The 14,436-nt window shown below is 59.1% G+C and carries 9 protein-coding genes, 1 tRNA gene and 1 pseudogene; all 11 read right to left on the bottom strand.

The window, feature by feature from the left end:
* Positions 1–16: 16 nt before the first annotated feature.
* Positions 17–1,735, bottom strand: a complete 1,719-nt coding sequence (locus ACP7DD_RS19315) for a dienelactone hydrolase family protein (protein WP_426176424.1) — start codon at positions 1,733–1,735, stop codon at positions 17–19.
* 44 nt (positions 1,736–1,779) lie between these two features.
* Positions 1,780–6,021: a DNA-directed RNA polymerase subunit beta' gene (rpoC, locus tag ACP7DD_RS19310; protein WP_426176423.1), complete on the bottom strand. Its 4,242-nt coding sequence runs from the start codon at positions 6,019–6,021 to the stop codon at positions 1,780–1,782.
* 102 nt (positions 6,022–6,123) lie between these two features.
* Complete coding sequence (rpoB, locus tag ACP7DD_RS19305; protein WP_426176422.1) at positions 6,124–10,230, bottom strand: DNA-directed RNA polymerase subunit beta; 4,107 nt, start codon at positions 10,228–10,230, stop codon at positions 6,124–6,126.
* Between the two features lie 236 nt (positions 10,231–10,466).
* On the bottom strand, positions 10,467–10,841 hold the full coding sequence (gene rplL / locus ACP7DD_RS19300; protein WP_426176421.1) for a 50S ribosomal protein L7/L12: 375 nt from the start codon (positions 10,839–10,841) through the stop codon (positions 10,467–10,469).
* 98 nt (positions 10,842–10,939) lie between these two features.
* Complete coding sequence (rplJ, locus tag ACP7DD_RS19295) at positions 10,940–11,476, bottom strand: 50S ribosomal protein L10 (RefSeq protein WP_426176420.1); 537 nt, start codon at positions 11,474–11,476, stop codon at positions 10,940–10,942.
* A gap of 263 nt (positions 11,477–11,739) precedes the next feature.
* Entirely contained in the window at positions 11,740–12,435 is a 696-nt protein-coding gene (gene rplA, locus ACP7DD_RS19290; protein WP_426176419.1) for a 50S ribosomal protein L1, read from the bottom strand.
* A 2-nt stretch (positions 12,436–12,437) separates the two neighbouring features.
* A complete protein-coding gene (rplK, locus tag ACP7DD_RS19285) occupies positions 12,438–12,869 on the bottom strand; it encodes a 50S ribosomal protein L11 (RefSeq protein WP_099793763.1) in 432 nt (143 codons plus the stop codon).
* Between the two features lie 171 nt (positions 12,870–13,040).
* Positions 13,041–13,655, bottom strand: a complete 615-nt coding sequence (nusG, locus tag ACP7DD_RS19280) for a transcription termination/antitermination protein NusG (RefSeq protein WP_099793761.1) — start codon at positions 13,653–13,655, stop codon at positions 13,041–13,043.
* Positions 13,655–14,044, bottom strand: a complete 390-nt coding sequence (gene secE, locus ACP7DD_RS19275; protein WP_426176418.1) for a preprotein translocase subunit SecE — start codon at positions 14,042–14,044, stop codon at positions 13,655–13,657. Before secE ends, nusG begins: the two co-directional genes overlap by 1 nt.
* Before the next feature lie 34 nt (positions 14,045–14,078).
* Positions 14,079–14,154: transfer RNA gene (locus ACP7DD_RS19270), tRNA-Trp, on the bottom strand.
* Between the two features lie 179 nt (positions 14,155–14,333).
* Positions 14,334–14,436, bottom strand: a pseudogene (locus ACP7DD_RS19265) (elongation factor Tu); the annotation flags it as partial.

Here is a 14,436-nt window from a genome sequence, read left to right as displayed (position 1 = left end):
GGTGCGGTTTATCCGCTTATTTCACGCCGCCTGAGCGCAGATCCTTCAGCCGCGCAATGGCGTTCGTCTGCCGTTTGTCCACCGCGACTGCCTTTTCGTAAGCCGCGATTGCCAACGCTGTCTCACCCAGCGCCTCATATGCTTCGCCCTCGCTATCGTAGGCATTGCCGTAATTCGGTTCGATGTGTGTCGCCAGCCTGAACATCTCCACCGCAGCGCGCGCGTTTTTTATACCCAGCTGTTGATAGCCCCAGGTATTCAGGTTGATGGGGCTGACCTTAAAGTCCGGCGATGACGCGGCCATGTCGGTATAAATGTTTTGCGCGTCCTTAAAGCCGGCCTTGGCGTACGCGCGCAAAAAGTCTGCCTCGCCAACCGGGACAAACTTCGCAGGAACTGTTTCCATCGACATTACCTGCGGTCCGATGCCATGGCCCGCTGGCGATTTCTTCATGAATGCCAGCGCCTTGGCATCGCTTTTCAGATAAGCGTCCAGGAACTTGTGCACGTAAAGTGCACCGCTGCGGTATGCGTGCAGCACATCGGCGCGCTGGTAGTCGCCGAACGCATTGTCGCCGGCAAAGCGCAGGTGCCATGAACTGAAGTCGGAATGCGTCATCGGGGGCATGGTCGTGACATACACATCCGAATATTTCATCGCGTTGAGGTAGCTGGCGCCGAATTTCTCGCTGCGCTCCATCGCCTCGGCCGTCGCTGTGCGGGCACCCAGGAACAGCATCGGCACCGCCGTGCGCGCCGGCCGCACATAGGTCGCCGCGCTCCAGATCTTCGGATGGAAGCGGATGGAGCCGTCAAGACTTACCAACGCTTTGATGCGGCTCGAGCGCGCGGCCGCAAACACATTGGCCATGCCGCCCCAGCTGAAGCCAGCCGCCGCGACTTTCGTGATGTCGGCCTGCGGCAGCGTTTGCGCATAATTGGCGAGGAACGCGATATCGGCCGCCTGCGCCTCGACGCCTTCGATATCGTCGGTCATCATGGGAGCGCGTGCGCCCAGGCTGCGACTTGCCATGACCACGTAGCCCTGGCTGGCCAGGTATTCGCACAGATCGAGGTTTTCGAAAGCGTTGGAGGCGAAGCTAGGCGCGTAGATCACTACCGGAAAGCTGCCGTCAGCGGAAGCGGCGCCCCGCACTGCCAAGGTGGACGCGCCATACTGCACTTTCTGCGGACCCGCCATCCAGGCCGCCCGCTGCTTCGCTGCCTCGGCGCTTGGCAAAGCGAAGTCGACATCGCTCAGCGCGGCCTGGCGATAATCAGCGATCTGCATCGGCGCTGCATTGGTGCGCTTGGCCGGATACCAGATCATGATCTGGATTGGCCGCGCCGATTCGGCGTTGACAGTTTTGCCGAATGCATCGACCTGCGCTTCCATGACACGGCTGTAGTCATATTGCTGCACGATACGCAGGCCGACGGCGTGTGGGCCGGCGTCAGGAATGATGGCAGGCGTGCCGGCGGCGGTAGCTGCCGCAAGTGCACTGCCGCAAAGAATAGAAATCGGGACGGACAGGAATATCGAAACAGAACGGATGCGCATTGGATTTATCCTCTTATTTGGAGTTTTAACAATAGCAGCGCCGCATCCGTGTTGATCGAGCCTAGCGATGAACTGTCGAAACAGAGGGGTGGGCTGCTCCCTGTGCAGAATGACTTCCTTATGGTCATTCGGAAAGGTAGCCATGGCAAACGATTCAACCAAAAAAAACGGCACCGGGAGCTCTCCTCGGTGCCGTTTTCGTTTGGGTGACTAGCTAATTACGCGTCGTCGCCCTGATGGGTTGCTGCTGCGGTGCTGTCTTCCATCGCTTGCAGCTCGGAAGCCATGTTGGCCTTCTCCTGCTGCAGCAACGCTGCACGCTCTTCGACTTCCCACGCTTCTTTCTCCTTCTTGGCGCGATGGAACGCGAGACCCGTACCGCCAGGAATCAGGCGGCCGACGATGACGTTTTCCTTCAGGCCGCGCAGACCGTCGCGCTTGCCCATGATCGCCGCTTCGGTAAGGACGCGGGTGGTTTCCTGGAACGATGCAGCCGAGATGAACGAATCGGTCGACAGCGATGCCTTGGTAATACCCAGCAGTACGTTTTCGTACGTTGCTGGGATCTTGCCGGCGGCAGTGACGCGGTCGTTTTCGTCCAGCAGTTCCGAACGCTCGACCTGTTCACCGACGATGTAGTTCGCATCGCCAGCTTCGACGATCTGCACGCGGCGCAGCATCTGACGCACGATCACTTCGATGTGCTTGTCGTTGATCTTCACGCCCTGCAGACGGTAGACGTCCTGCACTTCGTCGACGATGTAACGGGCCAGCGCTTCGATACCCAGCAGACGCAGGATGTCCTGTGGATCGGCCGGGCCGTCCACGATCATCTCGCCCTTGTTCACTACCTGGCCGTCGTGTACCAGCACTTGCTTGTCCTTGGTGATCAGGAACTCGTGCTTGTTGCCGTCCATGTCCGTGATTTCCAGACGCTGCTTGCCTTTGGTTTCTTTACCGAACGCAACCGTACCCGTGACTTCCGCCAGCATGCCGGCGTCTTTCGGCGAACGCGCTTCGAACAGCTCGGCAACCCGTGGCAGACCACCGGTAATGTCGCGCGTCTTCTGCGATTCGGTCGGGATACGTGCCAGCACTTCACCGACCGATACCGACTGGCCGTCCTTGACCATGATCAGCGCGCCAACCTGGAAGCCGATCGCCACACTGTGTTCGGTGCCGGCAATCTTGACTTCTTCGTTGTTCTCGTTGAGCAGCTTGACCTGTGGACGCAAGGTCTTGGTCAGCGAACCACGACGCTTCGCATCGATCGCCACCAGGGTCGACAGGCCGGTCACTTCATCGACCTGGCGAGCAACGGTGACGCCCTCTTCCACGTTCTCGAAGCGCACAGTTCCTGCGTACTCGGTGATGATCGGACGGGTCAGCGGATCCCACGTCGCCAGGGCCGTACCGGCCTTGATGACGTTGCCATCCTTGACGTTCAGGGTCGCGCCGTACGGCACTTTATGACGCTCGCGCTCGCGGCCATGGTCGTCCGTGATCAGCACTTCGCCGGAACGGGAAATGACGATCTGCGAACCCTTGCCGTTGGTGACGTAACGCATGGTCGCGGTGAAACGGATGGTACCGTTCGACTTCGCTTCCACCGACGACGCCACCGCAGCACGCGATGCCGCACCACCGATGTGGAACGTACGCATCGTCAGCTGGGTACCTGGCTCACCGATCGACTGCGCAGCGACCACACCGACAGCTTCGCCGGCGTTGACCATGCTGCCGCGGCCGAGGTCACGGCCGTAGCACATGGCGCACAGGCCGAAGCGCGTGTCGCAAGTGAGCGGCGTACGGACCTTGACTTCGTCGATCGACAGGCGTTCGATTTCTTCGACCATGTCTTCGTCGAGCAGGGAACCTGCTTCGTACAGCGTTTCCTGGCTTTCCGGATTGACGATGTCGTGCACGTTGACACGGCCGAGGATACGGTCGCGCAGCGGCTCGATGACTTCACCGCCTTCGACCAGCGCCTTCATCAGCGCGCCGTTGGTGGTGTTGCAATCGTCCTCGATGACAACCAGATCCTGCGTCACGTCGACCAGGCGGCGCGTCAGGTAACCCGAGTTCGCGGTTTTCAGCGCGGTGTCGGCCAGGCCTTTACGAGCGCCGTGGGTCGAGATGAAGTACTGAAGCACGTTCAGGCCTTCGCGGAAGTTCGCGGTAATCGGCGTCTCGATAATCGAACCGTCCGGCTTGGCCATCAGGCCTCGCATACCGGCCAACTGGCGAATCTGGGCCGCGGAACCGCGCGCGCCGGAGTCGGCCATCATGTAAATGGCGTTGAACGATTCCTGCGTCGACTTGGTGCCGTCGCGCTTGATGACATCTTCTACTTTCAACTGGTCCATCATCGCCTTGCCGACTTCGTCCGAGGTCTTGCCCCAGATGTCGACGACCTTGTTGTAACGCTCGCCGGAAGTGACCAGGCCGGACGAATACTGCTGTTCGATCTGCTTGACTTCCTGCTCCGCGGCCGCGATCAGGGTGACCTTCTGCGGCGGTACCAGCATGTCGTCGACGGCGATCGAGATCCCGGCGCGCGTCGCGAGACGGAAACCGGACTGCATCAGCTTGTCGGCGAACACGACGGTGGCACGCAGGCCGCACTTGCGGAACGACGTGTTGATCAGCTTCGAAATCTCTTTCTTCTTCAGGGCCTTGTTCAGTACCGAGAACGGCAGGCCATGCGGCAAGATTTCGGACAGGATGGCGCGGCCGACGGTGGTTTCGTAGCGCGTGACGGTGCGCACGAATTCGCCGGTCTCGGCATCTTTCGGGTTCTCGACGATACGGACCGTGATACGGGTCGTCAGTTCCACTTCCTTGTTGTCGTAGGCGCGAATGACTTCCGACACGTCGGTAAACAACATGCCTTCGTTCTTGGCGTTGATCGCTTCGCGGGTCGCGTAGTACAGACCGAGCACGATATCCTGCGAAGGAACGATCGACGGCTCGCCGTTCGACGGGAACAGAATGTTGTTCGACGCCAGCATCAGCGTGCGCGCTTCCATCTGCGCTTCGATCGACAGCGGGACGTGGACAGCCATCTGGTCACCGTCGAAGTCGGCGTTGAACGCCGCGCAGACGAGTGGGTGCAGCTGGATGGCCTTGCCTTCAATCAGGACCGGCTCGAATGCCTGGATACCCAGACGGTGCAGCGTAGGCGCACGGTTGAGCATGATCGGGTGTTCGCGGATCACGTCTTCCAGGATGTCCCAGACGACCGGTTCCTGGATCTCGACCAGCTTCTTGGCGGCCTTGATCGTCGTTGCCAGACCCATCAGTTCGAGCTTGTTGAAGATGAACGGCTTGAACAGTTCGAGGGCCATCAGTTTCGGCAGGCCGCACTGGTGCAGTTTGAGCTGAGGACCGACCACGATGACCGAACGGCCCGAGTAGTCGACACGCTTGCCCAGCAAGTTCTGACGGAAACGACCGCCCTTGCCCTTGATCATTTCGGCGAGCGACTTCAGCGGACGCTTGTTGGCGCCGGTCATCGCTTTGCCGCGACGGCCGTTGTCCAGCAGCGAGTCGACCGCTTCTTGCAGCATGCGCTTTTCGTTACGCGTAATGATTTCCGGCGCGCGCAGTTCCATCAGGCGCTTCAGGCGGTTATTACGGTTGATGACGCGGCGATACAGGTCGTTCAGGTCGGAGGTCGCAAAGCGGCCGCCGTCCAGCGGGACCAGTGGACGCAGTTCCGGCGGCAGCACCGGCAGCACTTCCATGATCATCCAGTCCGGCTTGATGCCCGAACGCTGGAATGCCTCGAGCACTTTCAGGCGCTTGGCGTATTTCTTGATCTTCGCTTCGGACTTCGACTCTTTCAGCTCGACGCGCAGCGCCTCGGCATCGCGGTGGATGTCGATCGAACGCAGCAGCTCACGGATGCCTTCGGCGCCCATGAATGCGGTGAAGTCGTCGCCGTACTCTTCGTACTTGGCGGCGTAGTCGTCTTCCGACATGATCTGGCACTTCTTCAGCGGCGTCATGCCCGGGTCGGTGACCACGTATGCTTCGAAGTACAAGACGCGTTCGATGTCCCGCAAGGTCATGTCGAGGACCATGCCCAGACGCGACGGCAGCGACTTCAGGAACCAGATGTGCGCGGTTGGCGAAGCGAGCTCGATGTGGCCCATGCGCTCGCGGCGCACTTTGGCCAGCGTGACTTCGACGCCGCACTTTTCGCAGATCACGCCGCGGTGTTTCAGGCGCTTGTACTTGCCGCACAGGCACTCGTAGTCCTTGATAGGACCAAAAATCTTGGCGCAGAACAGGCCGTCGCGCTCAGGCTTGAAGGTACGGTAGTTGATGGTTTCCGGCTTTTTGACTTCGCCGTAGGACCACGAACGGATTTTTTCAGGCGACGCCAGGCCAATCTTGATGGCGTCGAAGGTTTCATTCGTTTGAACTTGCTTGAATAGATCGAGCAGTGCTTTCATGTATCACTCCAGGTGATTGAATTTCTAAATACTTGGGACCGAGGTCCCGTACTACGGCGGCAGTTAAATCTGGGTCTGACCCGTGGGGTCAGACCCTTGGACTTAGTTCCGTTCCAGGTCGATGTCGATACCCAGCGAACGGATTTCCTTGACCAGCACGTTGAACGATTCCGGCATACCGGCTTCGATCACATGGTCGCCTTTGACCAGGTTCTCGTAGACCTTGGTACGGCCGTTCACATCGTCCGACTTGACCGTCAGCATTTCCTGCAGCACGTACGATGCGCCGTACGCTTCCAGTGCCCACACTTCCATCTCACCGAAGCGCTGGCCGCCGAACTGGGCTTTACCGCCCAGTGGCTGCTGCGTCACCAGCGAGTACGGACCGGTCGAACGCGCGTGCATCTTGTCGTCGACCAGGTGGTGCAGCTTGAGCATGTGCATGTAGCCAACGGTAACCTTGCGCTCGAACGATTCGCCGGTGCGGCCGTCATACATCGTGACCTGGTTCTTCGACGGCGTCATGCCCAGCTTCTTGGCAATCTCGTCCGGGTAGGCCAGGTCCAGCATGCGATGGATCTCGGACTCGTGCGCGCCGTCAAATACCGGCGTCGCGAACGGCACGCCGCTCTTGAGGTTGTCCGCCAGCGACATGATTTCGTCGTCGCTGAAGCTGTCGAGGTCTTCCTGCTTGCCGGTCTCGTTGTAGATCGTGTTCAGGAACTTGCGCATTTCCTGGACCTTCGCTTGCGCCTTCAGCATTTCGCCGATGCGCAGGCCCAGACCGCGCGCGGCCCAGCCCAAGTGCGTTTCAAGAATCTGACCAACGTTCATTCGCGAAGGAACGCCCAGTGGGTTCAGCACCACGTCGGCCGGGGTACCGTCCGCCATGTATGGCATGTCTTCGACTGGCACGATACGGGAAACGACACCCTTGTTACCGTGACGGCCGGCCATCTTGTCGCCCGACTGCAGGCGGCGCTTGACGGCCAGGTAGACCTTGACCATCTTCTGTACGCCTGGCTGCAGCTCGTCGCCTTGCGTCAGCTTCTTGCGCTTCTCTTCGAAGGCCAGGTCGAACTGGTGGCGCTTCTCGGCGATCGATTCCTTGATCGCTTCGAGGGCGGTGGCAGCGTCGTCTTCGCTCGGACGGATGTCGAACCAGTGGTACTTGTCGAGGTCGTCAAGGTAGGCCTTGTCGATCTTGGCGCCTTTGGCCAGCTTCTTGGGGCCGCCGTTGACGACTTTACCGATCAGCATTTTTTCGAGACGCTGGAAAGCGTCGCCTTCGACGATACGCATCTGGTCGTTCAGGTCGAGGCGGAAGCGCTTGAGCTCATCATCGATGATCTGCTGGGCGCGCTTGTCGCGAACGATGCCTTCACGGGTGAAGACCTGGACGTCGATGACGGTGCCGATCATGCCCGATGGCACGCGCAGCGAGGTGTCTTTGACGTCCGATGCCTTCTCGCCGAAAATCGCGCGCAGCAGCTTTTCTTCAGGCGTCAGCTGGGTCTCGCCTTTTGGCGTGACCTTGCCGACCAGCGTGTCGCCGGCTTGCACTTCAGCGCCGATGTAGACGATGCCCGACTCGTCCAGGCGAGCCAATTGGTTCTCCGCCAGGTTCGAGATGTCGCGGGTGATTTCTTCCGCGCCCAGCTTGGTGTCACGTGCAACAACCGACAGCTCTTCGATGTGAATCGAGGTGTAGCGGTCGTCCTTGACGACGTTTTCCGAGATCAGGATCGAATCCTCGAAGTTCAGACCATTCCATGGCATGAACGCCACGAGCATGTTCTGGCCCAGGGCCAATTCGCCCAGGTCGGTCGAGGCGCCGTCGGCGATCACGTCACGCTTGGCGACGCGGTCACCAACCTGCACGATTGGACGCTGGTTGATGTTGGTGTTCTGGTTCGAACGGGTGTACTTGATCAGGTTGTAGATGTCGACGCCGACTTCGCCCGCGGTCGCTTCGTCGTCGTTGACGCGAATCACCACACGGCCTGCATCGATGTAGTCAACCACGCCGCCGCGCAATGCTTGCACGGTGGTGCCCGAGTCGACCGCGACGGTACGCTCGATACCGGTACCGACGAATGCTTTTTCAGGGCGCAGGCAAGGAACCGCCTGGCGCTGCATGTTTGCACCCATCAATGCGCGGTTCGCGTCATCGTGCTCGAGGAACGGGATCAGCGACGCTGCAACCGACACGATCTGGCCTGGGGCCACGTCCATGTACTGGATGCGCTCCGGCGACACCAGGATCGTCTCGCCGGCTTCACGGGCCGAGACCAGTTCGTCCGACAGCGCGCCTTCCGGCGAGATGGTCGCGTTCGCCTGAGCGATGATGTAGCGGCCTTCTTCGATGGCGGACAGGTAGTCGATCTTGTCGGTGACCATGCTGTTTTCGACCTTGCGGTACGGCGTCTCGAGGAAGCCGTATTCGTTCAGGCGGGCAAACAGCGCCAGCGAGTTGATCAGGCCGATGTTCGGGCCCTCAGGGGTTTCGATCGGGCACACGCGGCCGTAGTGGGTCGGGTGCACGTCGCGCACCTCGAAGCCAGCACGTTCGCGCGTCAGACCGCCGGGTCCAAGCGCCGATACGCGGCGCTTGTGGGTAATTTCCGACAGCGGGTTGGTCTGGTCCATGAACTGCGACAGCTGGGACGAACCGAAGAATTCACGGATCGCGGCCGAAATCGGCTTGCTGTTGATCAGGTCATGCGGCATCAGGTTGTCCGCTTCGGCCTGGCCGAGGCGTTCCTTGACGGCGCGCTCGACGCGCACGAGGCCGGCGCGGAACTGGTTTTCGGCCAGTTCGCCCACGCAACGCACGCGGCGGTTACCGAGGTGATCGATATCGTCGACTTCGCCGCGGCCATTGCGCAGTTCCACCAGGATCTTGATCACGGCCAGCACGTCGTCGTTCGACAAGGTCATCATGCCGGTCAGTTCGTCGCGGCCGATGCGGCGGTTGAACTTCATGCGGCCGACGGCCGACAGGTCGTAACGCTCAGGGCTGTAGAACAGGCCGTTGAACAGCGCCTCGACCGAGTCTTCGGTCGGCGGCTCGCCAGGACGCATCATGCGGTAGATCGCCACTTTCGCGGCCATCTGGTCGGCGGTGTCGTCGATGCGCAGGGTCTGCGAAATATAGGCGCCCTGGTCCAGGTCGTTCGTGTAGAGCGTCTGGATTTCGGTGATGTCGGCTTCGCGCAGCTTGCCCATCAGCTCTTCGGTCAGCTCGTCGTTGGCGGATGCCACGACTTCGCCGGTTTCCGGATCGACAATGTTCTTTGCCAGCACGCGGCCGAGCAGGTAGTCTTCAGGCACGGAAATGTGCTTGATGCCAGCCGCTTCGATGTCGCGCACGTGCTTGCTGTTGATGCGCTTGTCCTTCAGCACCAGGGTCTTGCCGGACTTGTCGACGATGTCGAAACGGGCCACTTCGCCACGCAGGCGCTCGGCGACGAATTCCATCTCGGCGCCTTCCGAGCGCAGATTGAAATTGTCGAACACGAAGAAGTTCGCCAGGATCTGCTCGTGCGACATGCCGATCGCTTTGAGCAGGATCGTGACAGGCATCTTGCGGCGGCGGTCGACACGGAAGAACAGGATGTCTTTCGGGTCGAACTCGAAGTCGAGCCACGAACCGCGGTAAGGAATGATACGCGCGGAAAACAGCAGCTTGCCCGACGAGTGGGTCTTGCCGCGGTCGTGCTCAAAGAACACGCCAGGCGAGCGGTGCAGCTGAGACACGATGACGCGCTCGGTACCGTTGATGACGAACGAGCCGGTGGTGGTCATGAGCGGCAGTTCGCCCATGTACACTTCCTGCTCTTTCATTTCCTTGACCACAGGCTTGGTCGGCGATTCCTTGTCCAGGATCACCAGGCGCACCTTGGCGCGCAGCGGCGACGCGAACGTCAGGCCACGCTGTTGGCATTCCTTGACGTCGAAGGCAGGGTCGCCCAGGACGTACGACAGGAACTCGAGGCGCGCAAAACCATTGTGCGACACGATCGGGAAAATCGAGGTGAAAGCCGACTGCAGGCCGTCGTTCTTGCGGGTCGACGGAATGGTATCCGCTTGCAAGAAGTTCTCGTAGGATTCAAGCTGGGTAGCCAGAAGGAAAGGAACGTTGTGAACGTTGGCGCGCTTCGCGAATGACTTGCGAATGCGTTTCTTCTCAGTAAATGAGTAGTGCATGGACACTCCGTGAGTGACTAAAGGATGAGAATTCAGGAATTTCCAGGGTCCGGCGCACTGGAAAGGCCTCAAGTCTCGAACTTTATGTCAGGTGAAAAGAAGATCGAACAGATACAGGGTACTACCTTACTACATATACGACGGGGACGACAAAAGAGCCAAAGCCGCATTCCCCTCCTTTCAGAGGGAAACCGCAAGCTTTGACTCTGGCGCGGTACTGCCGCCTGATACTGCTATTACTTGATTTCAGCTTTCGCGCCAGCGGCTTCCAGCTTGGCTTTGCCAGCTTCTGCGTCCGCTTTCGAGATTGCTTCTTTAACCGTCTTCGGTGCGCCGTCGACCAGGTCTTTAGCTTCTTTCAAGCCCAGGCCGGTGATTTCGCGAACTGCCTTGATGACGCCGACTTTGTTCGCGCCGAAGTCCGACAGGACCAGGTTGAACTCGGTCTGCTCTTCAACAGCAGCTGCTGCTGCGCCGCCGGCCGCTGGGCCCGACGACATTGCTGCTGCCGAAACGCCGAACTTTTCTTCGAATGCCTTGACCAGGTCGTTCAGGTCCATTACGGACATTTCGCTAACTGCTGCCAGGATGTCGTCTTTGCTGATTGCCATTTGAAACTCCTAATTTGTGTACTTATAGTGTTGAGGACAGACCAGGCTGCGCCTGGATCTGCCCCACAAGTTGGTATTAACTGAAAAAAGCGCAACGATTACGCTGCTGCTGGGGCTTCTTCTGCAACAGCTTCTGCTGGAGCGGCGCCTTCGCCTTTTTTCGCTGCCAGGGCAGCCAGACCACGTGCAAAGCCCGACACCGGAGCCAGCATCACGCCCAACAACTGCGCGATGAGAACTTCACGGCTAGGAATGCTTGCCAACGCTGCAACGGCCGCTTTATCGAGCGACTTGCCTGCGTAGTTACCAGCTTTGATGACCAGTTTGTCGTTGGTTTTAGCGAAGTCATTGATGACTCGCGCTGCTGCAACTGCATCGTCCGAGATCGAGTAGATCAACGGACCGGTCATGGCGTCAGCCAGGGTAGCAAACGGCGTGCCTTCGACGGAGCGACGAGCGAGCGTATTTTTCAACACACGCAGGTACACGCCTTGAGCACGCGCTTTAGCACGAAGTTGCGTCAAGTGACCAACCTGGATGCCACGATATTCGGCCACGACGATCGTTTGCGCAGATGCTACTTTTGCGGAAACTTCGGCGACGACGGCCTTTTTGTCATTCAGATTGAGACCCACGGTCAACCTCCTTAAATGATGCTCGGCAAATGCCTCGCATCGGTTCGAACAACGGCGTCCGAAGTAAAGAGTACAACTGAGCGGATGAATTCACGCAGCATGGACTACAAAACTTGCTCGGGTACACCATCTGCGTTGGGTAAGTCCTTTTAACCTCCGGCTCACCTTCTGCCTTTGGCCCAACGGTCTTTGATTGTCTGGCCGGGGAAAATCCCCGACCAGCCCAAAGATTTACCGCACGCCGAAGCGCGCGGATTTGATTCTTAAGCTGCCAGACTGGTCTGGTCGACGCGCACGCCGCCGCCCATGGTCGACGACAGCGATACTTTGCGTACGTACACACCCTTCGACGTGGCTGGCTTGGCCTTGTTCAGTGCATCGATCAGCGCGACCAGGTTGCTCTTCAGGTCAGCATCGGCGAACGACTTGCGGCCGATGGTGGCGTGAATGATGCCTGCCTTGTCGGTACGGTACTGAACCTGGCCGGCTTTCGCGTTTTTCACCGCGGTAGCGACGTCGGCGGTAACGGTGCCGACTTTCGGGTTAGGCATCAGGCCGCGTGGTCCGAGGATCTGGCCGAGGGTACCGACGATACGCATCGTGTCTGGCGACGCGATGACGATATCGAAAGGCATGTTGCCGGCTTTGACCATCTCAGCCAGGTCTTCCATGCCGACGATGTCGGCGCCGGCAGCTTTCGCCTGCTCAGCCTTGTCGCCGGTGGCGAACACTGCAACGCGAACGGTCTTGCCGGTGCCAGCTGGCAGCACGACGGAACCGCGGACAACCTGGTCCGATTTCTTCGGATCCACACCCAGCTGCACCGAGACGTCGATCGACTCGTTGAACTTGGCGGTGGCGAATTCCTTGATCAGGGCTACTGCATTGTCGAAGCCATACGACTTGTTACGGTCGACCTTGGCCTTGATTGCTTTGACGCGCTTGGACAGTTTTGCCATGATTAGATCCCTTCCACCGTGATGCCCATCGAACGCGCGGAACCGGCGATGATGCGCACTGCGGCATCCATGTCGGCAGCGGTCAGATCTGGCTGTTTTGTTTTTGCGATTTCTTCAGCTTGGGCGCGGGTCAGCGAACCGACTTTGTCGGTATGTGGCTTTGGCGAACCTTTGGTGATGCCGGCGGCTTTCTTGATCAGGTAGGTCGCAGGCGGCGTCTTCATCACGAACGTGAACGACTTGTCCGCAAACGCGGTGATCACGACTGGAATTGGCATACCTGGCTCGACACCCTGGGTCTGGGCGTTGAACGCCTTGCAGAATTCCATGATGTTCAGGCCGCGCTGACCCAGTGCCGGGCCGATCGGTGGAGATGGGTTTGCTTTACCAGCCGGTACTTGCAGCTTGATAAAACCAATGATTTTCTTTGCCATGATGGCTCCTATCTTGATTTGAGTAGTAGCGCCCCGCCGGAATTACAATGGCGAGGCTCCTCTTACCGGGATTTGCCTGACTTCGGCGCCGCCCCGGTTAGGCGGATGTTTATCTGAAATGTCGGTATCAAAGCAACGCACCTGCGGTGCGCAGCATTGACACCAATATGTTTAGACTTTCTCGACCTGGCCGAATTCGAGTTCGACTGGCGTTGCGCGGCCGAAGATGGTGACCGAGACACGCACCTTGGATTTCTCGTAGTTGACTTCTTCGACGTTGCCGTTGAAGTCAGTGAACGGACCATCCTTGATACGCACCTGCTCGCCCACTTCGTACAGCACTTTCGGACGCGGCTTCTCGACGCCCTCTTGCATCTGCTGCATGATCTTGTCGATCTCGCGCGCCGGAATCGGCGTCGGCTTGTTCGACTTGCCGCCGATGAAACCGGTGACCTTGCTGGTGTTTTTCACCAGGTGCCACGTCTCGTCGGTCATTTCCATCTCGACCAGCACGTAGCCAGGGAAGAAACGACGCTCGGAGACCGACTTGACGCCGTTCTTGACTTCGACGACTTCTTCGACCGGCACCAGAATCTGGCCGAACTGGTCTTGCATGCCGGCGCGTTCGACGCGCTCGGTCAGGGCGCGCATGACGCTCTTTTCCATGCCCGAATACGCGTGCACGACATACCAGCGCTTGTTGCTAACTGGAACGCTCAGCGGTGCACCAGCGTCTTGTGCCGGGACTTCTTCGCCGGCCGCATCGTCTTGTACAATTTCGCTCATTATTGTTTCCAACCCAGGATTAAGTCGTACAGCAGGAATTCCAGGATCTTGTCCGTACCCCACAGGAACATCGCCATCACCAGCACGAACGCGAACACGATCATGGTAATCTGCGTCGCTTCCTTGCGCGTCGGCCAGACAACCTTCTTGGTCTCGCGAACAGCTTCCTTGGCAAAGCTGAGGAATTCACGGCCCGTGGCGGAAGTCCACAAAAGCAGGACGGCAATAGCCAAACCAGCCACGAGTGCGCCGGCGCACATCAAAGCTGGTTTATTTTGGCCTTTCAGGTAGAAGAACCCGACGACCCCTGCAATCGCGGCAACTACTGCCAGCGCCACCTTAAACTTGTCGTTCGACGTGCTTACGGTTTGCACGGTTTGATTAGACATACTTTTTTACTTTCGGTGCCCAGCACCAGAACGGTGGCAGGGACGGAGGGCATCGAACCCCCAACCTTCGGTTTTGGAGACCGACGCTCTGCCAATTGAGCTACGTCCCTACGTAAAACTTCAGTGGAATCGACGATTGTACCATCGGACACGCGTCCGGGCAAGCCGCCAACTTCCTCGACCTGGAATCACACGATCCCAAATCTACAAAGGGGACCGGCCCAGGGCCGATCCCCTCTTGTACTGCAATGATCGGAGGAGACGGACCCACAGGGTCTTTCCCCTAAGATTATTTACCTTCGCTGAGGATCTTGGCAACGACGCCGGCGCCGACGGTACGACCGCCTTCACGGATGGCGAAGCGCAGGCCTTCTTCCATCGCGATCGGGTTG

It is taken from the genome of Massilia sp. TWR1-2-2 (assembly GCF_049897565.1).
GTDB lineage: Bacteria > Pseudomonadota > Gammaproteobacteria > Burkholderiales > Burkholderiaceae_D > JAFCUW01.
This window is presented reverse-complemented; position numbering and strand designations above follow the sequence as displayed.